This is a genomic window from Bacteroides mediterraneensis (assembly GCF_900128455.1).
Lineage (GTDB): Bacteria > Bacteroidota > Bacteroidia > Bacteroidales > Bacteroidaceae > Phocaeicola > Phocaeicola mediterraneensis.
In genome coordinates this window covers 2425944-2446158 of record NZ_LT635783.1, presented here as the reverse complement: position 1 = coordinate 2446158, position 20215 = coordinate 2425944, and the positions used below count along the sequence as shown (strand labels likewise).

General features: G+C 41.9%; 12 protein-coding genes and 2 tRNA genes. 9 read left to right on the top strand and 5 right to left on the bottom strand.

Translation table 11 applies throughout. The features are described 5' to 3' along the window. Nucleotides 1-15 precede the first annotated feature (15 nt). The 8 genes from BQ7480_RS10215 (at nucleotide 16) to BQ7480_RS10180 (ending at nucleotide 13215) form a co-directional block, all read left to right on the top strand. The gene (locus BQ7480_RS10215; protein ID WP_083581797.1) at nucleotides 16-273 is read left to right on the top strand and encodes a hypothetical protein; all 258 of its coding nucleotides are present in this window, start codon (nucleotides 16-18) and stop codon (nucleotides 271-273) included. Nucleotides 274-277: 4 nt separating this feature from the next. Further along, nucleotides 278-3826 carry a hypothetical protein gene (locus BQ7480_RS10210; protein ID WP_072542757.1) on the top strand — a complete coding sequence of 1183 codons (3549 nt, stop codon included), beginning with the start codon at nucleotides 278-280 and terminating at the stop codon, nucleotides 3824-3826. A 1-nt stretch (nucleotide 3827) separates the two neighbouring features. Beyond that, nucleotides 3828-4274 carry a hypothetical protein gene (locus tag BQ7480_RS10205; RefSeq protein WP_072542756.1) on the top strand — a complete coding sequence of 149 codons (447 nt, stop codon included), beginning with the start codon at nucleotides 3828-3830 and terminating at the stop codon, nucleotides 4272-4274. Between the two features lie 22 nt (nucleotides 4275-4296). Beyond that, nucleotides 4297-8133, top strand: a complete 3837-nt coding sequence (locus tag BQ7480_RS10200; RefSeq protein ID WP_072542755.1) for a hypothetical protein — start codon at nucleotides 4297-4299, stop codon at nucleotides 8131-8133. A 4-nt stretch (nucleotides 8134-8137) separates the two neighbouring features. Beyond that, the gene (locus tag BQ7480_RS10195) at nucleotides 8138-9958 is read left to right on the top strand and encodes a hypothetical protein (protein ID WP_072542754.1); all 1821 of its coding nucleotides are present in this window, start codon (nucleotides 8138-8140) and stop codon (nucleotides 9956-9958) included. Nucleotides 9959-10278: 320 nt separating this feature from the next. Beyond that, a complete protein-coding gene (gene istA / locus BQ7480_RS10190) occupies nucleotides 10279-11841 on the top strand; it encodes an IS21 family transposase (protein ID WP_072542568.1) in 1563 nt (520 codons plus the stop codon). 29 nt (nucleotides 11842-11870) lie between these two features. After that, nucleotides 11871-12626, top strand: coding sequence for an IS21-like element helper ATPase IstB (gene istB / locus BQ7480_RS10185; protein ID WP_071150252.1), 756 nt, complete (start codon nucleotides 11871-11873; stop codon nucleotides 12624-12626). Nucleotides 12627-12651: 25 nt separating this feature from the next. Beyond that, complete coding sequence (locus tag BQ7480_RS10180) at nucleotides 12652-13215, top strand: SGNH/GDSL hydrolase family protein (protein WP_072542753.1); 564 nt, start codon at nucleotides 12652-12654, stop codon at nucleotides 13213-13215. 689 nt (nucleotides 13216-13904) lie between these two features. Here the strand turns inward: BQ7480_RS10180 and BQ7480_RS10175 are convergent. Both BQ7480_RS10175 and BQ7480_RS10170 read right to left on the bottom strand, forming a co-directional pair. After that, a complete protein-coding gene (locus BQ7480_RS10175) occupies nucleotides 13905-15428 on the bottom strand; it encodes a hypothetical protein (protein ID WP_072542752.1) in 1524 nt (507 codons plus the stop codon). A gap of 549 nt (nucleotides 15429-15977) precedes the next feature. Beyond that, the gene (locus tag BQ7480_RS10170; protein ID WP_072542751.1) at nucleotides 15978-17132 is read right to left on the bottom strand and encodes a site-specific integrase; all 1155 of its coding nucleotides are present in this window, start codon (nucleotides 17130-17132) and stop codon (nucleotides 15978-15980) included. A gap of 48 nt (nucleotides 17133-17180) precedes the next feature. Between BQ7480_RS10170 and BQ7480_RS10165 the strand changes: the two genes are divergently transcribed. After that, nucleotides 17181-17549 carry a hypothetical protein gene (locus BQ7480_RS10165; RefSeq protein ID WP_072542750.1) on the top strand — a complete coding sequence of 123 codons (369 nt, stop codon included), beginning with the start codon at nucleotides 17181-17183 and terminating at the stop codon, nucleotides 17547-17549. Between the two features lie 232 nt (nucleotides 17550-17781). Here BQ7480_RS10165 and BQ7480_RS10160 read toward each other — a convergent pair. The 3 genes from BQ7480_RS10160 to BQ7480_RS10150 all read right to left on the bottom strand — a co-directional run bounded on the left by BQ7480_RS10160 (nucleotide 17782) and on the right by BQ7480_RS10150 (nucleotide 20185). Further along, nucleotides 17782-17856, bottom strand: a tRNA-Pro gene (locus tag BQ7480_RS10160). Between the two features lie 36 nt (nucleotides 17857-17892). Continuing rightward, nucleotides 17893-17967: transfer RNA gene (locus tag BQ7480_RS10155), tRNA-Pro, on the bottom strand. Between the two features lie 127 nt (nucleotides 17968-18094). Further along, nucleotides 18095-20185: a dipeptidyl-peptidase Dpp5 gene (locus tag BQ7480_RS10150; protein ID WP_072543986.1), complete on the bottom strand. Its 2091-nt coding sequence runs from the start codon at nucleotides 20183-20185 to the stop codon at nucleotides 18095-18097. Nucleotides 20186-20215 lie beyond the last annotated feature (30 nt).

Below are 20215 nucleotides of genomic sequence, written 5' to 3'. Positions count from 1 at the left end.
CATAGCCTTTTCGGCGTGATAGGTCAATTAGCGACAGAAACGGGCTGGAGCATTGACTACATTCTTGACAAAGTGAATGTTGTCACCCTACAGCTCATGATGGCAGACATTCCGCACTGGGTTCCTCCGCAGAAGCCGGACCTGATGCAACAGATCCGTGAGATGGAGGAGCGGGAGAAACAAAGAAACAGTCACACACAAACCGATAAAACGAATACGACAAAGGGGATGAACCCGATGGAGTTCTTTACCCATTATGCAATAAAAGATTAATGATATGGCAGTACCTGTGGAACTGGAAATATTCATGAAAGACCTTACCAAGGCCGGACTACAGAGCGTGGGTAAGAATGTGGATGATGTGGAAAATCAGACTATGAAACTGATTGAAGCATTGAAGCAGGTACGTGCCGAACAGATCAAGCAGCTTGAAGCGAACAAGCAAGCCGGAAAAAGATACACGCAGGAAGCGGCCAACGTACAGGCTTTGACCGGACAAATCAACGGATTGAAAGCTGGTCTGAAAGACTTGCAGAAAGCAAAAGAGGAGGCAGCCAAAACACCTTCAATCGACATCGACACGGAAGCCGTTACGCGTAAAACAAACAACCTGAAGATGCAGTTCAGTCAGGTGGCAAGAGAGCTGCCTTCGCTGGCAATGGGGCCGCAGATGTTTATCCTCGCTATCTCCAACAACCTCCCGATGTTAGCGGATGCCATCGCGGATGTACGCAAACAGAATGAACTTTTGGCTGCATCTGGTCAGAAGAGCGTGCCGGTATGGAAGCAGCTGGTAAGTTCCTTGTTCAGCTGGCAGACCGGACTGGTTACTGCAATAACATTGATAATTGTATTCAATAAGCAGATTTCCGGATGGTTATCGTCTTTATTCAACGTAAAAAAAGAACTTTCCGAAACGCAAAAACTACAAGAACAACTTAACAGCGCAAGAAGAAAGGGAGGGGAATCAGCTTCGGAAGAATCAGCTAAACTCAAGATATTATATACTGCTACGCAAGATTCCACTAAATCCATGAGAGAAAGGAACAAAGCGGTGGATGAATTGCAAAAAATGTATCCTGATTACTTTGGGAAGCTTAGCAATGAAGCAATTTTGGCTGGAAATGCGGCTTCAGCTTATGATGAACTGACCAAAGCAATTATCCGTAAGGGACAGGCACAGGCGGCTGAAGATATTGTGTCTGATTATTCTAAGAAAAACTTCCAGTTGCAGCGTGGCATCAATGCGGACACAAATTGGACAAATCAAAACAAGGCCGCATACGAAGCTGCATTGAAGGAACGCGATAAAATGTGGGAAAATTATCGTAAAGTAAATCAAGGAAGTGCAATTGTAGATAGTGCTGCAAAATCATGGATTAGTAATACAGCAGAAGGGAAACTGATTGAAGAATACGAGCGGCGCATGTCAAACATAAAGAAGTACTCTGATGAAATTGCAAAAAACAATAAAATAGTAGAAGGTGTAGTCAAACAGATAGACACATCAGCTTACAGTACTGATTTTTCAGGAACTAAAACAGGAACAGGAACAAACAAAGAAAAGACAGACTATGCCTCCCAGCTGGCTGATGCCCGCGTAAAAGCACAACAGACTACAGAGAAACTCCGCATACAGATTATGCAGGAAGGTATTGCAAAGCGGATGGCACTGGCCAAGCAGGAATACGATGACAGCATTTCCGAAATCGACAAGCAAGAGCGCGATACAGTGGAGAAGATGAACCAGGCACGGAAGCAAGGTGACAACATTCCTCAGAGCCAGTATGAGGAAGTGAAGAACACGGCTAACACCAACCGCGTGCTGGCGGAACAGGTGTACAACGAAAAGATCTATCAGATTGAACAGGAATATCGCGACAAGGCCACACAAAGCCTTATCGACTACAATAAACAATACGGCACATATCAGGAAAAGCGTCTGGCCATTGCAATGGATTACGCCCGGAAGATTGCCGCTGCGGAAACGGAAGGAGAAGCTAACACACTTGTGCGTGAACGCGACGACAAGCTGGCCAACCTGGACTTCGAGGAAATGAAGAAAGGGATGGACTGGGACAAAATCTTCGGTGATCTGGAACGGGTTTCCACCGATACACTGGAAAGCCTTCGCGAAAAGTTGAAGGAATACCTGGAAGGCATAGGCGATGACATCAGCCCCGAGTCCTTCAAGGAAGTAATGGATGCGTTCAAGGATATTGACTCCGAACTGGCCGACCGTTCCCCGTTCGAAACGATGAAGAAAGGCTACGAGGACTACAAGTCGGCAATGGAGGAAGTGCGCTCAGCCCAAAATCTGTTGAACCAGACACAGATGGGCGGAAGCGTAATTGTAGAGGAATACGACGAAGCGACAGGAACGATTACCCGTAAGTTGGTCACACAGGCCGAAGCCGAAGAAAAATTGCGTGCTGCACAGGATAAACGATACAGCGCACAGAAAAGTCTGACGGAAGCGGCTAATTCCATCGGGCAAAAGGGAATGGCTGTTGTCAATGCCGGAAACGACATTGTGGACATGCTGGAAAACTTTGGCGTGAAGGTTCCGGAAGCGGTTACGGATACACTGAATGGAGTAAGTCAGGTAATGAGTGGACTGGAAAGTATCGACTTGACAAAACCTTTCAGTGCCATTACTGGCTCAATTAAGATTCTGACTGGAGTAGGGAACACCATAGCCGGACTGTTTGGTTTCGGCGGGGCGGATTATTCCGGCTATGAAAATATGAAGTCGAAGTATGAGGGACTGATTACAATCTGGGATGATCTTATATCAAAAAAGCAGGAATACATCGACATAGACTACGGAACAGAAGCTCAGAAAGCAGCCGAGGAAGCGAAGAAACTGGTAGATGTGCAGATTGAACGCCAGCGGCAGCTGATGCATTCTCTTTCTGGAAGCGGGTCAAGCATCGGTAGTCACTCTCTTGGATACCGTGTAAATGACCGTATGAGCAGTTCGGACTGGGACAGACTTTCAGAACTGACCGGAGCGAATATACGTGAATTTGGCGATGTAATCAACCTGGATGAAGATGTCATAGGTAAGGTGCTTCAAGACGAAAAGTTTGTGTCGGTACTGACCGCTGTCAACTCTGAGTTTGTGACCTACATTCAGAATATTGACAAGTACAGCGAACAGTTGCAGGAAATTGCCGAACAGGAGAAGGAAGCATTTACCGGAGTCAGTTTTGACGAATTCCGTGACAGCTTTACCAGTATGCTGTCGGACCTCGATGCCACAAATCAGGATTTTGCGGATAATTTCGAAAAGTATCTACAGAATGCGATATTCTCCTCAATGGTTGCGGATAAGTATAAAGAAAGAATTCAGAGCTTATATGACTCATGGGCGAAAGAAGCGGCAGATGGCACTATCGTGTATGATCCTTCTAAGGCAAGTTTTTTTTCACATGGTAAAACAGAGATAAACAAAGGCCTTGACGAAAAAGAAGCTGAAATGCTACGCAATCAATATCAGAGTATTGTAGACGATATGCTCGCCGAACGAGAACAGATAATGAATGCTTTCGGATGGTCTTCATCTGCGGATTCCGGAAGCAGCCAGTCTCCCAGCAGCGGTGCGCTGACCACCATGAGCCAGGACAGCATATCCACCTTTGAAGGAATAGGACGAAACATGCAGACGCATCTGGCCAATACGGACAAGTTTGTGCAGGAAATCCGCAACACGCAGAAGCAGGACAGCCAGACGTTGGCCACCATAGCCGGACATACGGCACACCTGGTGGAGATACACGAGATATTGAGTGATATGAAATTGAACGGTATAACACTGAAATGATATGGACCTGACAGGATACCTAACAATTAACGGAACGGACGCATGGACGGAATACGGTGCTTTCCTCGGCGAGACGGAAGAAGGCGGACACGTGAACATGGATGCTTTGCTTCGAATGCCCAAGGCAAAGGACATTACCACCGTAGAATTCCGCGAAAGGAATGGGGTAGAGCTTCCTCAGAATCCGGACGTAAAACTGAGCAGCATCGAACGGACCTTGCAGTTCTGGCTACGTGGAACCTCCGCAGCCGACCGTCTGGACAAATATCAGCGTATGATGACACTGATTACGTCCGGTATGCTTGCTGTCTCCGTGAAGAATTACCGCACTTACAATATGGTGTATCAGGATATGCCGGCAGATCCATCATGGTACGAAAGCTACGAAGGAGACCGCTTCTATGTGCTGTTTTCAGTAAAATTTCTGGAGCCACAGCCTTCGATTTAGGAATTGATTAAACACTGATTAAATGGAACTGAAAATATACGATAAAGCCAACAATCTTCGACTGACAGCCAGTCCGAACACTTCTTCTACCGTCACAGAGGAAATAGGTGGAGAATGCAGCGTATCTGCATCCTTCACACATACCTCATACGTGCCGCTGGATGTGGATGACTACATCGAACTGGAAGGCGTGCGATACAAGGTGAAGTCCCGTTATCGTCCGAAGCAGAAGAACACGCAGACTTACGAATACAGCGTGAAGTTCTATGCGCCAATACACGACGCGGAAGATACGCTGATGCTGTTCCAGGAAGGTGGTACCACATCTGAATTCAGTTACGACGGTGGTCCGCGCGAACACCTCCAGTTATGGATTGACAACATGAACCGCCGTGCCGGTGGTAACTTGTGGAGCATCGGAACCGTGATTACTGCTGAAAACAAAACTATCGACTACCGGAACGTAAAGTGCTGGGATGCGGCTTTCGGTAGTAACGGTATTGCAGAGACTTTCGGCACAGAAATGTGGGCGGATGGTTATGTAATTAATCTTTGCAAAGCTGAACGAGGAGAAGTAGTAGAGCTGGGATACCTTCAAGGACTTACCAATCTGGCACAGGAAGATAACGGAGAAGTAAAGTTCTTTACCCGTCTGTTCCCATTGGGCAGCACACGCAATATTGATGCGACGAAGTACGGGTATTCTCGTCTGCAACTTCCAAGTAGGGAAATATATGTGGACAAGAACGTAGACTTGTACGGCGTGAAGGAAGAAACGGAAGAAGCTGCGTTTGCTGAGATATATCCTCAGTATGTGGGTACGGTTTCGTCGGTTCGCACGGAAGAGAAAACCAGCGAGGAAGGACGGAAGTACACCGTATATTACTTCAAGGACAACGGAATGAACTGGAATCCGAAAGACTACGAGATCCCGGATTTGGACTATATGATTCAGTTCCAGACGGGCGAACTTGCAGGACGAGGGACTGACGGTTCCTTTCAGGCCGCATGGCACGAAGACACTGGAGAGTGGGAAATCATCAACGTATATCCGGATGATACGACCCAGATACCTGGCGGAGCGATTATCCCAACTCCAGGCGACCAATACATTCCGTGGAACTTCGCCATGCCGCAGGAGTACATTACTGCAGCGGAACAGGCGTACAAACAGGCTGTCGATGACTTTCTGAATACCTACAGCTTTGACCCTAACAAATACACCGGAACCACGGACCGGAACTACATAGAAAAGAATAATACACCGCTACGCATCGGGTGGAACGTGCGTCTGCTGTCAGAACAGTATTTTGGCACCACCGGTGGATACAAGGATACTCGTATTACCAAGGTGCAGCGCAAGCTGAATGACTTGTGTCAAGCCACGATTACCTGCTCGGATGAGGTAGGGACGGGGTGGAAGTCATCGGTAGATAACTCGTTGAACTCGCTTCGGTATGAAGTGTCCAGACAGGCGGAACAGACGATGATTGATATACTGAAAAGTATAGATAGGAATACACCTTCTGACAATAATGTATATTCTGCTTTGGCTTCTCTTTTAAGATTTCATCGGAAGGACAAAACGGACGAAAACCCGTATCTTCAAAGATTCATGAAAGGGATTGAACTGGGAAAATTTGTATCCGGTTTGCTTGGAACTGGGGGAGCTATACAGATAGACGATGACGGAAACTCTCATGCTGAGTTTGATTATTTGAACATCCGTAAGAAAGCCCTTTTCACTGAAATTACGGTGCAGGAGCTCAAACACATTGGTGGAGCACTGATTATATCTCCGGCTTCCATGATTATCTCCAGCGTGCAAGAAACAGATACAGGATACAAATGCTATTTTAATAAGAAAAACAGTGATGGACGTACAATTTATAATGAATTTGAAAAAGACGACCAAGGACGTTGCCAAACATTCAATCTTGAGAAGCAGGAAAACGGACAGGTAGGAAATCGTTACTGGTGGCGACTTGTTACGGAAATAGGAGATGATTATGTGGTGTTTTCAAAAACCGATGCAGATATAGGAAGCGACATTCCGCAGGCCGGCGATCAGGTTTCTCAGTTAGGAAACCGCACGGACGTAACGAGACAGAACGCACAGATTTATTCCGCCTACGGGTCTGACTCACCTTCACGCAAGATGTATCAGGAAATCAATTCATACAGCCTTGTCGGTAAGGTAATCAAAGATGAATATTTTGATGTGGTCACAGGCCGTTTCAAGGAAGTCACATACGGAGACTCATACGTTGGAGCGAAAGATGAAAGCACTTATGTAAAGTACGACCAAGAAAATGGTGTGGAAGTAAAGGGTAAAGTCAGCATCGAATCAGGTTCAACAGGAGCAGGTAACTTTACTGATTTACCTGATGAGATATATAGTGCAGTAAAGATAGGTGGTGAAAACCTTTTGCTGAATACAGGATTTTTAGGGAATTATGAAACATTAGAACTTGATTCAGCAACTCCCCTACAAGAGAATACAAAGATGTATAACACGACACTCTACAAGTGGAGTGGTACAGCAACTCTGAATGAAGATTCAAATGCAGTATCCGGTGTATCTGCTACGTTAGGCAGACTTTCACAAGGATTAATGCTCATTCAAGATGAAAATTATGTAATAAGCTACAAAGCAAAAGGAACTTTATTACAGATTGTTGTCGGAGGAAGTACGATTACTCAAAATCTGACTAACGATTACAAAAAGTATTCTCATGTGTTTACCAACAACAATGTCACATCAGTTACAATCTCAGGAAGTGCTACAATATGTGACATTAAGCTGGAACGTGGTACGATACCAACAGACTGGTGTCCTTCTGTCTTAGATCCTGATTCAGTTAAAGATGAATTTAAGCATCTTTGGTACTTGCAGGATGCAATGAAAGGAAGTACAGAAGTGAACGGAGGCCTTGTGTTAACTTCAATGATACAGGTAGGGAAATGGGTTAATGGTGTCATGGAGAAAGTAAATGCAGGTATCAGTGGAATCTACAATGATGACACAGATGTGTCTGTGTGGTCTGGTGGAACGTATGAAGAAGCCATCGCGACAGTACAGAAAATACTTGGAGGAGAAACGCCTACAGATGAAGAATGGAAGTCTATGGCGAAGTTCGTGGCAACGCATGGAGGCGATGTGTTTATTCGTGGATACATCTATGCCCTGGGAGGATATTTCATGGGCATAGTAGATTTGGGTGACGGAGTGACACGTCTCAATGCGGATGGAACCGGATGGATAGGAAAGAAAGATGGGCAGAAACCGTTCATTGACTTCACGGGTGACAGGTTAAAGGTAAATGGAGTCCTCGAAGCCGGAGAAGGGTCACAACTTGGAGGACTTCGCGTAAATGCAAATGGAGCATTGCTTGGATATAGCATGACTGTGTTGGGTTCGATGTCGGGATTTAACCTAATACCTAACAACGAAGATTTTATTCGTAATTTCATTATTAATAATATAGGTCGTGCTCAGATTTATGAACTTATATTTAACACTTTCACTACGGGCAGATTTGAAGTTCTTCTTCCAAACTTTCAGCAAATTTCTGAAAAAATACCTGGAATTGAAATGGGCGCAAATGGATTTTATATAGACATACTTGTTCCTGCTTATTCATCTTTCATAGGCGTTTCAGTACAGAACAACTCTGAATTTGCGATACATCTTTCTGATGGAGCAAAACTATTCGACCAGAATGGAAATGAGATGACAGAGATTGTGTTGAGTAAAGGTGATGTGCTTGGCATGGTATGTATTCTCAGAAGCATATTGAACCCAGGTCCATTGACCCAATCTGAAGTTCATTATTTTATAAAAACATTAAGACAGTAACTATATGGCAAACCTTTCTGAAATAAAAAAAGAATCGAATTGGGGTGACGCAGCAAGTACAATCAATTCAAATTTCCAAAACATAAATGTGGATTTGGAAAAAGTAAAATCTTCGACTACAAAGTTTAAGGGATACTTTACAACTGAAACAGCACTTAAACAGGCATATCCATCCCCTAAAGTTGGAGATACTGCATTTGTGGGAGAACCTTACCCTGGAACGGTGTATGACGTGCAAAGCAATGGAGCATGGCATAATACGACTAAGGCTCCTGATGCAGACTCTGTTGATCTAAACGACTATGCAACTAAAGAAGACTTGAAAGACGTAGAAGACTATGCAAAGAAAGCTACTGCTGAGTATAATGTATCTGTTTTTCATCCAACCAGCGGAACGTCAGGATCGAACCGATATGACCTTGCAGGGGCTATTGCGCAAGTTCCGGCAGAACTTAGGACTGCAGGGCTTACCGTCAGCTTCATTAATTCAGATGGAGACACGGAGAAATGGGAGTTCGGCGGAGGTTCCTGGGCGGTCGGCGGCTTTGAGAAGGTAGGGGCTGGGAAACTTAGCAATCTGGAAAATAAATTTGGTAGTGTTATCAATTACATATACGGATATTACACAAGCAGTGCTGATGGTGCTTTGATTTATTCAATAAACAGATGTACTACTGGGTATATTAGAGGGAACTATACTATTACTTTAAATGAAGGTTACCGTATTGAAAATATTGTAGCATTTGATTTAACAGGTGAATATGTAAAGCGTTTAGGCATAAATGACGATAAGACTGGACTATTAACTAGAATTACATTTGTTAAGACTGATGACTCTGTTTTCAATGGCAATGAACAAGCTATTAAATCTTTACACTTTATTGATAATAATAGCTTTATAGGTACTTATAATGTTACGGACACTCCTGATAGCCAACAAACAACGTTTGCAAGTTTTTCAATCAAGAAAGGTTCTTATTTAAATATAAGGCCTAAAAGTGATGGAAGTTGGAATAGACTTTTAATCGGAATAAATGGGAACAATTCTGATAGATTGTTCGATTATATGGAGAATGATAAAGATTATTATCATTACTGCGACAAAGACATTAGCAGCCTTTGGGTATATGTTGTTGGTTTAACTGGAAGTTTAGAAATCGGATTAAATGCAGGTTTGACAGCATTAGCTAAAAAACAGCCACAGATTGATGAAAATATAAAATCCACAAAAAATGACTTAATTAAACAATCTGGTAGTATTGTCAATTACATATACGGATACTACGCAAGCAGCACTGATGGAGAACTTGCTGCTAGTAATAATAGTAATAGAACAACAACTGGATTTTTATCTGGCGCATATAATTATTCTTTAAATGAAGGCTATAGTATTGAAAACATTGTGGCCTATGACTTAACAGGTAATTTCTTAAAGCGGTTAAATTCCACTACCGAAATAACCAGTGATATGTTGATTCGCTTTTCTTTTAAGAAATCAGATGATTCTTCTTTTTCAGGTAACGAAAAAATAATTAAATCACTAGAAAAGAAAATAATAGGAACCGGAAATGTGTTATCAGGGAAATCCTATACCTCTTTGGGAGATAGTTTCACCCATGGAGATTTTGCCAACGCTGGTGAAGATGGCAATACAACACCTGATACTGAATTTAATGATAATATATATGATTATGATTTGAAAATGTACAAAACATATCCTTGGTGGATTGCAAAGAGAAACAATATGAAACTTGCCGAAAACGGAGCATCCCCACCCACTCTGAACGGCTTAATCCATCCAGTTTTACCGCTAAATTGGCCTTGAAAAGTGCCTGAAAAACGGAGTATATCCGTTCATTTCAGCTAAAAACGCCACAAAACGCCATAAAAAACGGAGCATATCCGTTCAGTGGTTTGGATATTACGATAGAATCTCCGTTTTCTCTACAGAAATCGGAGTATATCCGTTCACTAATGAGAATGTAATAATACTATAATCAGTTGTCTACATACGGAAAACGGAGTATATCCGTTCACCTTCTCACAGAAACGACAATGCCTGCATAAAAAACGGAGCATGTCCGTTCACTTGCTACTCTTTTCCCGTATCTTGTATGCAGAAAACAATCTTCATACGATACGACTATGGCAGGAAAAAGTAAGAATATGAGCCAGATCAAACAACTTCTTCTACTAAAGAAGAGCGGAATCTCCAACCGCAAGGCTGCTGATATAATCGGCATGAACAAGGAGACAGTGAACAACTACATGAATAAGGTCAACGCTGACAGTCTGAGCCTTGATGAACTTATCAGGTTGGATGATCCCATTCTTGAGCACCGTCTCAAGGGCGGCAATCCTGCATATAGCGACAAGCGTTTTGAAACATTCAAAGCCCTTCTTCCATATCTTCAGGAGGAGATGAAGCGCAAGCATGTCACGCTGAAGCTGCTTTGGGAAGAATACCGTAATGAGCATCCGGATGACCACTACAGCCTGACACAGTTCCGTTTTCATTACAATCAGAACACAGAGGCCAGGAAGGAGTCGCCATCCACCATACTTGCCGACATGCGTACGGGCGGCGAAAAGCTTTTCCTCGATTTTGCCGGTGATACTATGGGATACGTTGACATGGAAACCGGTGAGGTCGTCCAGTGTCAGGCTTTTGTAGCCACTCTGCCTGCAAGCGACTACGGTTATATCCTCTTCGTACGTTCACAGCGTACAGAAGACTTTGTATATGCCATAACGCAGTGCCTGAAACATCTTGGCGGCGTACCAAAGATGCTTGTCCCTGACAACCTTAAAGCTGCTGTTGTCAAGACCGACAGATATGAGCCTTCACTTAACCGTGTAATGGAGGATATGGCCAATCATTACGGTACGGTCATCATACCGGCACGTCCCGTACACCCTAAAGATAAAAGCAACGTGGAAGGGACCGTGAGGCTTGTCTATATGCGTGTGTTTGCCGAACTCCGCAATGAAACCTTCCATTCACTGGAAGAGCTTAACCGGGCAGCCTCACTCAAAATGAAAGCGCACAACCAGAAACGCATGCAAAAGCATCCTTACACGCGTGAGGAACGGTTCCTTGCCGTAGACAAGCCAAATCTTATGCCACTGCCTGACAGAGATTTTGAGATTGTGTCATATACCGATTTGAAGGTGTCAACCAACTGCTGTATCTATCTTGGACGTGACCAGCACTATTATACAGTACCGTATCAGTATATATCCAAAACCGCACATGTCGCATATACACGCACACTGGTAAAAGTATATGTGGACGGTGAGCTTGTAGCCACTCACCTACGTGATTACAACAGGGGAAAGTATACTATCGTAAAGGAGCATCTTGCAAGCAATTCCCGGGAATACAGAGGGATGAGTGCAAAATCATACATAGAGCGTGCCGAGCGTGCATCCGGCATACTGGGAGATGTAATCCGCCGCATATTTTATTCTTCCACAATGCCTCCGGAGACTCATTACAAGACCTGCGACGGGCTTCTAAACCTGCAAAGGAGCAGTGATCCGGTCGTTTTCCAAAAAGCCTGCGAGGCAGCCCTGAATGTAGACAGATGCAACTATCGCTTTATCCGTTTACTGGTAGAGAGCAAGTGTGCCGGTGTGGGGCAACCTTCATCTTCCTTTGCTCCTCCGCAGCACTGTAATATCCGTGGAAAAGCACAGTTCAAATGACAGACTTCTAACACTCAAAACAAATAACGATGGATGAAATTATCAATGCTCTAAGAAACCTTAAGATGCCTGGAATGGCCCATTACTGGGCTACCATGCAGGAGACGCGACAGGCAGAGTCGCTCTCCTTGAAAGACGGTCTGCAACTGCTTATACAGGCTGAACTGGATAACCGGAATCAAAGCCGGAATGCCCGTCTGATAAAAAAAGCACACTTCCGTTATCAGGCTTCCATAAGTGAAGTTATCTATGACTGCAAGCGTGGCGTGGACAAGCAGAAAGTACTTAATCTTGCCACTTGTGACTATGTGAAAAACGGGGTATCCATACTTATTACGGGTGCTGCCGGTACCGGTAAAAGCTGGTTGGGTACAGCGTTTGGTCATCAGGCCTGCATGAACGGATATAAGGTTGCTTATTATAACCTGTACAGGCTCTTCGAGGAAATAAGCCTTGCCCGTATATCCAGTACCCTGCATCGTTTCTTCGCCAAGCTGGCACAGACTGACCTGCTTATACTGGACGACTTCGGCATGAAAGTTCTTGACGGACAACAGTTACTTGACTTTATGGAGATTATAGAAGACCGCCATGGACAAAAAGCTACGATCATCATATCACAACTGCCGGTTGCCAACTGGTACGATGTGATGAAAGGCAACACGACTGCAGCTGATGCAATATTAGACAGGTTGGTACACACAAGTGTGCGCTTCGAGCTACAAGGCAGCAGTTTACGTCAAAAAAGACATCAAAACTGCAACGTTACAGACGAAAATCAATAAATTTGCATCGCCATAGGTAAAGAGTATGAAAAGTGAACGGATATCACCGTTTTGGGTGAACGGATATCAACCGTTTTCAGCAAAACTAACCAATTTAGCTGTCAATGGAGCTAAATTAATAGATTACGCGAATGAGGAAAAGCTAAATCAGATACCCATAGATAGTGATTACATTACGCTAAAATTTGGTATTAATGATAGCCACCAAAGTGTTCCAATCGGTGATATTGATAGTGATGATACAACCACTTTTTATGGAGCGTGGAATTATATTTTGACATGGCTTATAACCAATAGACAAAATGCAAAAATAGGACTTATAGCATCTAATGGTTGCGACACTATTGAATATTCAAATGCTACCGTAGAGATAGCAAAAAAATATGGATTGTTGTGTATTAATGAAGAAGGCGAAAAAGTCCCATACTTTTATAGACAAACCTTTAAAGTGCAAAAACAGAATATACCATCTAATATTGTGTCATTAAGAACTGCACAATATAAAGTTTCCCCCCAAAATGGCCATCCTAACGTGGAAGCACATAAGTTTGAAAGTGCATTCATTGAAAACTTTTTACGTGGTCTGTGAGAATAACCCGGTAATATCGAGTTATTCTACTTGTAAAAAACGTACAGATACTGTATGTAGATATACCATGATAAAAAAATCGTATACTTTAATATAGAGCTACGCTATTATTAAACAAAGGAATTAGGTAAAGGCTGTTAAACGTTGATGATGTTAATTACAAGATTTGCCTGTGATGTAAATGACTTTTATTATCTTTGTTATGGGAAAAATAAAAAACAGTCCAACATATTAATATGCTAGACTGTTTTAATTTTTATTATTATGAAATATTTAATTGAATTGCTAATTAGGCTCTTAGTAGAGCTTATTAGCGTCTTTTTAATTAGTTTTTTTACTAATTAAAAGGTTTGGAGAAGAATGGGAGGTTGCCGTCTCCCATTTCTTTTACCGAGTACAAAGATAAGTTGATAGCTCTACAATAAAAAAACAATTAATAGTTTTAACCTTAAAAACAGGTTACAAAACATAAATAGCACCAATGTTTTAATCTGCCATCATGTCATACGTTATATCAGTTTACAACAAATACGCATATCTAAGAACGACATAATATATTGTAATCATAAATATAGTTTCCGCCCCAGAGCATCAGTTTTAGGCGGATTACTCGGTCAAAGATTTTCTCTGTATAAGTAATCGAAAAAACAGTATAACCTTCTATAAAATGTTAGGTTTACTAATATCTTCTACAAGCTTCGTAAGAAGTTCTCAATAAATGTACTTTCATATTCATGCGCTTTTGTATTAGGATGTGAATTTGTTGATGATATTCTCTGACTATTAAGTCTAGCTTCTTTTGCAGAAAAAGAAATGTTTGGATTAGTACTTCTTAACATCATAGGAGTTCTTTCATCTCCATTTATGTCAATATAAGGAATGCCCCATTTTTTTGCTATAGCTATTGTAGCTACACGATATTCATCTGTTTCGCATCCATTAGAGACAATTATACCTAATTTAGTAAATGGTCTATTTTCAATAACCCATTTAAGCATAACATTCCACGCTCCATAAAAAGTATTTTCGGTTTCATCATCAATAGTTCCTACTTCTATTTCTCCAGTATTATCTTCACCGTCTCCTCCACCACTTCCAGGTCTATGGTGGCTGTCGTTTATCCCGAAATAAAAAGTTGCTATGTTAGCATCTTCTCTAATCTGTTTATAATTACTATTAGATACTTGATTATTGATGTTGGTAAAAGCATTAGTGAAAGAACCATCAGCTGGAGTTGCTAGTGTTCTTCCACCCATAGACATATTTTGTAATATCATATTATTTCTATCTGCAATAATATAGCCATATACTTTATTTTGTCCAGCATACATACTATCTTGTGGCATTTTATCAGCATCTGTTATTTCAGAAGAAGAATAACCACCATAGCTAAAACTATCTCCGCAATATGCCCATATTAATCCTTCTAATCTATTTGATGAAGTTCCTAATTGATTATTTAAGGATTTAATACCTTTTATTTTTTCTTTAACATAACCAGTAAGGCTTGATATATCTGTTGATGTCACTGAGAATCTAACTAAAGCACATTCAGGATACTGAGACCTAGCCATATCACTGCTCTGTATTCTTGCTGAACTTATGTAGCCAAGATATGTTTTAGATGAATCATATAGATATGCAATAATATTATTGTCACATCTTATCTTGTAATCTATTGCACTGTAATAATTGGGGGTATAAACTCTACCTGTATTTACAACATTATTTCCTGTACTTGCATCAATTCCACCAGTCGTAAATGTAGGTATCGCATTTGTTAGCATATCTTCTATTGGAGCTTCAATAACAGAATCTCTTACAGTTCCGTAAATATTGTCAGACATCTTAATATTTAAGCCAAACACATCTACAGATGCATCTTCCGTTAAGTGTAAAGTTTTAGCAAAATAATATGCCATTGGATATAAACTGATAATATCAGATATTAAAGTTTTTACAGATTCATATCCTAAATACTTCTTATTAGCATCATACACAGATATATACGAGCCAGTAACAGTTACATCTGTATTTATCCTTGTATGTTTCACATCGGAGTTTTCTGTGAAATGAAATAGACAAGTATTTAACCTTGTCTTGTCGTTAATTAACGTACCATCACTGCTTGAAATGCCTCCAACTCTCCAATATTTTTTGTTATTTAAATCTATAGGTATTATGTTGTCATATAAAATATTTTTTGTATCCAAAACATTATCAGATAATTTTTCAACGTCAATACTAAGTTCTGTCAGTGTTTTATTATTAGTTGAAGACGCATATCCTGATAGGGTATATTCTGTTTTAGTAATAGAAAACTTTGAAAATTCTGCTGATGGGTATGTAGATAATGCAGTTTCACTTTTTTGATTATAATTAGCTGATATGTAACCTAAATACGCTTTGTCTTTGTCATATAAATATACTATAATAGTAGCATCTGATTTTAAATTATAATCTACCTTATAAAAGTTATCAGTCCTTACCCTGCCTGAATTCTCTATACTATTCCCAGTGTTTGCATCAATACCACCTTTTGAAAATATGGGTATACCAAATATATTCTCATACAGCCAGCTAAGTTTCCCAGCCCCTACCTTCTCAAAGCCGCCGACCGCCCAGGAACCTCCGCCGAACTCCCATTTCTCCGTGTCTCCATCTGAATTAATGAAGCTGACGGTAAGCCCTGCTGTCCTAAGTTCTGCCGGAACTTGCGTAGATTCACTAAAAAAAGGAGGAAATAACCTCCTTTTTTTATTCTATTTCTTAGAAAATTGCGTTAGTAACATATTATCACTAACTTTAGCATATATCATTGTAGTTTCAGGTTTCCTATGTCCAATAACTTTTTGTATTGTAGTTAATGGTATATTTCTTGCTAATAGCCTTGTAGCAAATGTGTGCCTTGCTATATGTGCTGATATATGTTTTATCACTCCATATTTCTTTGCTATTCTTTGTATCTTTTTATTCCAAGTGCTATTACTAGGTATTGAAAAGAAATGTTTTAATCTGTCTTTATATCTGTATAAAATTTGTTCAGCACGACCATCGAATAAAAGATTGAGAGGAATTTTTACTGGAACACCTGTTTTAATCGATGTATAATTTAGCCATAATGTTTCACGATCTTTAATGAGATTACTTTCATTTAAAGACACGAAATCTGAATATCTGCATCCTGTATAACTCATAAATAAAAATTGATATACAACTAATTCATCATTTTCTTTTTTCTCACAATTAACGATCTTCTCTAATATTTTTATATCGTTTTCTTCTAAAGATTTAATAGGCTTTTCTGAAGTTTTAATTTGAATTTTTGAGAAATCTATATCATTAACATGCCGTGGATATATTTTTTTTGCCTTATTGTAATATGTTCGTAGGATTTTAAGATGTTTTTTTATCGTAGTAGATTCGTAGCGCCTATCATTAAGGAATGTGTGATTTCTTAGAAAAAGATAAAAACCTTCAACATAGTCTTCGTCTAAATCACATAATAAACATTTTTTCTTATAACATTTTAGCATAGCTAGAGTGTTTTTATGTAATTTAGATGTAGAATCTCTTATATTATCAGTAGAAATATGATTCTCAAAGAACAAATAAAAATCATGATACGAATCTTTTTCATTCCAAATTTTAATTAGACTACTCAAAGAAATACCTTCTTCTGATTTTGAATACTCCATGTTTTGCAAATCATATACACATTTTCTTACAGTTCTGTTTAATTCCAAAGAATTTGGATTGTTAACAATCAATCCGTTATCTTCGTCCCACTCGTCACTAAACACACGTACTCCTGTATCAATAGGTACAATTCTAACACCCTGTTGGCATCTTATATATATGCCAACCATGCCTCCGCGAACACTTTTCGCGTAGACAGAAAACTTGATTTTTTTCATAATGATGTTTATTAAATGCACTTATAAGATACGAAAAAATATCCACAAATGCAAGTAATAATCAGGAAAATAGTATATTTGTTGACGATAATTCATAATGAATTATTAAATGCAACGAAGAGGGAGGTTATCAAGTGTGATAATCCCCTCTTTATTCTTTTAATTATCAAATTAAATGCTTATATTTGTGATAATTACGAACACAATATATTATATCAGATGTCAAAAAGCGACATATTCAGAAATATTCTTTCCGCAGTAATTGAAGAGACGGAAATACCTGAAGAGAAAATATTATCAGATTCTAGGACAACAGAAGTTGTAGATGCACGCGCCTTCGGGAAAAGTTTGGTTATACATGCAATCTTTACGATAACTGACTCTCTTTTAATGAAAGTGGTCTACATTAATTTGTAGACCACTTTTTTATTAAGCTCTATTTAAATTCTGATTAATTTCTGGAATATATTTTTAAATCTATTATTAATAGAAAAATCACATTTTGTTTTATATTAATAAATATAAAAACAACACAAAACGTTTTGATTAATTCTTACAATTCGTTTTTCGGCTTGTATCTTCGGAAATCCTCGAATAACCTCAAAAAAGAAAGGCAGCTCATCACATCGGATAAGTTGCCTTTTTTCTGTCGGGGTAGCGGGATTCGAACCCACGACCCCCTGCTCCCAAAGCAGGTGCGCTAACCGGACTGCGCTACACCCCGAACGTTTGTAATAACTTTTACTTTTCTTGACTTCTGTCGGGGTAGCGGGATTCGAACCCACGACCCCCTGCTCCCAAAGCAGGTGCGCTAACCGGACTGCGCTACACCCCGAAGTGTCTTTCTCAAAAGCGATGCAAAGGTAGGGCTTTTTATTTTAATATGCAAATCCGGACACCTCTTTTTTGCGTATTTCAGGGAAAAAACGCCGTAAAAAAGGTATCCGGAAAGGTTTTAGGGCTTATTTCTGCGGTTTCAGCCAGCGGTCAAGCCAGTTGAAGAAGGTGCGTTGCCAGAGGATACCGTTCTGTGGTTTCAACACCCAGTGGTTTTCGTCCGGGAAAATCAGCAGTTCGGCAGGGATACCTCTCAGCTTGGCGGCGTTGAAGGCAGCCATTCCCTGTGAAGCCAGGATACGGTAGTCTTTCTCGCCGTGGATGCAGAGAATCGGAGTGTCCCATTTGTCTACGAACAGATGGGGAGAGTTGGCGTAGCTGCGCTGTACGGCCGGGTTGCTCTTGTCCCAGTACGGACCACCCAAATCCCAGTTGGTGAACCAGAGTTCCTCGGTTTCGAGGTATTGCTGTTCCATGTTGAAGAAACCATCGTGGGCAATGAAGGCTTTGAAGCGCTTGTTGTGGTGTCCGGCCAGCCAGTATACTGAGTAGCCTCCGAAGCTGGCTCCCACGCATCCCAGACGGTCTTTGTCCACATAGGGTTCCTTGGCGATGTCATCGATGGCGCTCAGGTAGTCGTCCATGCAGTGGCCGCCATAGTTGGTGCTGATTTCTTCCAGCCATTCCATACCGAATCCCGGCAGTCCGCGACGGTTGGGGGCAATGATGATGTAGTCGTTGGCGGCCATGATCTGCAAGTTCCAACGGTAACTCCAGAACTGGCTGACGGGGCTTTGCGGTCCTCCTTCACAGAACAGGAGGGTGGGGTATTTCTTGTTCGGGTCGAAGTTAATCGGATAAACTACCCAAGAGAGCATGTCTTTTCCGTCGACGGTCTTGGTCCAGCGGGGTTCAACCTTGCCCAGTTTCAGCTGGCTGAAGATGTGGTCGTTTTCTTTTGTGATACGGGTCACCTCGTTTTTCTTTTTCAGATCGACCGTAAACAGTTCGTCGGCTTCGCTCAGGGAGTGGCGGGTGGTGAGCAGTTGCTTGTCGTTCAGCATGGCCACGGAAGCATAGTCATACATGCCGTCGGTGAGCTGTTTCACTTCCCCTTTCAGGTTGGTGCTGTGAATCATGCTGGTGGCATGCCATACGCCTGTGAAGTAGAGGGTCTTGTTGTCGGGTGCCCAGCAGTAACTGTCCACGCCCGACTGGAAGGCTTCGGTCACGTAGATTTTCTTTCCGCTGTTCAGGTCCATCACGCAGAGACGGTTGCGGTCGCTTTCGTATCCGTCGCGTTCCATGCTTTGCCAGGCGATGTTCTTTCCATCGGGAGAGAACTGCGGGTTAGTGTCGTAACCCATGTTCTTGTCGGTGGCATCTTCCTTGCAGAGGTTACGGGTCTGCTTGGTTTCCACATTGTATATATAGATGTCCGAATCGGTGGATACGGCATAATCCTTTCCGGTCTTTTTGCGGCAGGTGTAGGCCACAGACTTGGAGTCGGGGCTCCATGCGAGCTGTTCGATGCCGCCGAAAGGTTTCATCGGCGATTCGTAGGGTTCACCGGCCAGGATGTCGGTGGCTTCACCTACTTTATTGTCAGTAAAGGAAGCCACGAACGGATGGGGAACGGTTTCTACCCATTCATCCCAGTGCTTGTACATCAGGTCGTCGATGACTTTTCCGCTGGCTTTGTCCAGGTCGGGGTATTTGTCGGCGGTACGTTCGCCATATTTTACTTGTGAGATGAAAAGCACCTTGGTGCCGTCGGGAGAGAACTTGAATCCGTCGATGCCGCCTGCATAGTCAGAGAGTTGCTGGCGTCCGGTGCCGTCGGGATTCATTTCCCAAATCTGTCCTTTTGTGATAAAAGCCAGTTTGCTTCCGCCTTTGATCCATGCCGGTTCGCCTTCGCTGTCGGCAGAGGTGGTCAGCAGTTTGTTGTCAGAACCGTCGGCGTTCATCACGTAGATGACCTGGTGGCCCTTGTTCAGTTTTACACTGTAGTAAGATACGGTGTAAGCAATCTTCTTTCCGTCGGGAGACACACAGGAACTTCCGATACGTCCCATGGCCCACAGGGTTTCCGGGGTCATTCGTCCGTCTTTCACGGTGATTTCCTGCTTGCCGATGAAAGGTGCGTCGCTTCCTTCCGCCTGTATGGCAGCCATCGGAGCCGAGGCCATCAGCACGGCCGCAGTCATGTTCATTAAATCTGTTTTCTTCATGTTTTTATTTTT

What these genes read in the sequence shown, in the direction of transcription:
- BQ7480_RS10210 (WP_072542757.1), top strand. Translation starts at nt 278, where the DNA reads ATGGCAGTACCTGTGGAACTGGAAATATTCATGAAAGACCTTACCAAG.
- BQ7480_RS10205 (WP_072542756.1), top strand. Translation starts at nt 3,828, where the DNA reads ATGGACCTGACAGGATACCTAACAATTAACGGAACGGACGCATGGACG.
- BQ7480_RS10200 (WP_072542755.1), top strand. Translation starts at nt 4,297, where the DNA reads ATGGAACTGAAAATATACGATAAAGCCAACAATCTTCGACTGACAGCC.
- BQ7480_RS10195 (WP_072542754.1), top strand. Translation starts at nt 8,138, where the DNA reads ATGGCAAACCTTTCTGAAATAAAAAAAGAATCGAATTGGGGTGACGCA.
- istA (WP_072542568.1), top strand. Translation starts at nt 10,279, where the DNA reads ATGGCAGGAAAAAGTAAGAATATGAGCCAGATCAAACAACTTCTTCTA.
- istB (WP_071150252.1), top strand. Translation starts at nt 11,871, where the DNA reads ATGGATGAAATTATCAATGCTCTAAGAAACCTTAAGATGCCTGGAATG.
- BQ7480_RS10180 (WP_072542753.1), top strand. Translation starts at nt 12,652, where the DNA reads ATGAAAAGTGAACGGATATCACCGTTTTGGGTGAACGGATATCAACCG.
- BQ7480_RS10170 (WP_072542751.1), bottom strand. Translation starts at nt 17,132, where the DNA reads ATGAAAAAAATCAAGTTTTCTGTCTACGCGAAAAGTGTTCGCGGAGGC.
- BQ7480_RS10165 (WP_072542750.1), top strand. Translation starts at nt 17,181, where the DNA reads ATGCAAGTAATAATCAGGAAAATAGTATATTTGTTGACGATAATTCAT.
- BQ7480_RS10150 (WP_072543986.1), bottom strand. Translation starts at nt 20,185, where the DNA reads ATGAACATGACTGCGGCCGTGCTGATGGCCTCGGCTCCGATGGCTGCC.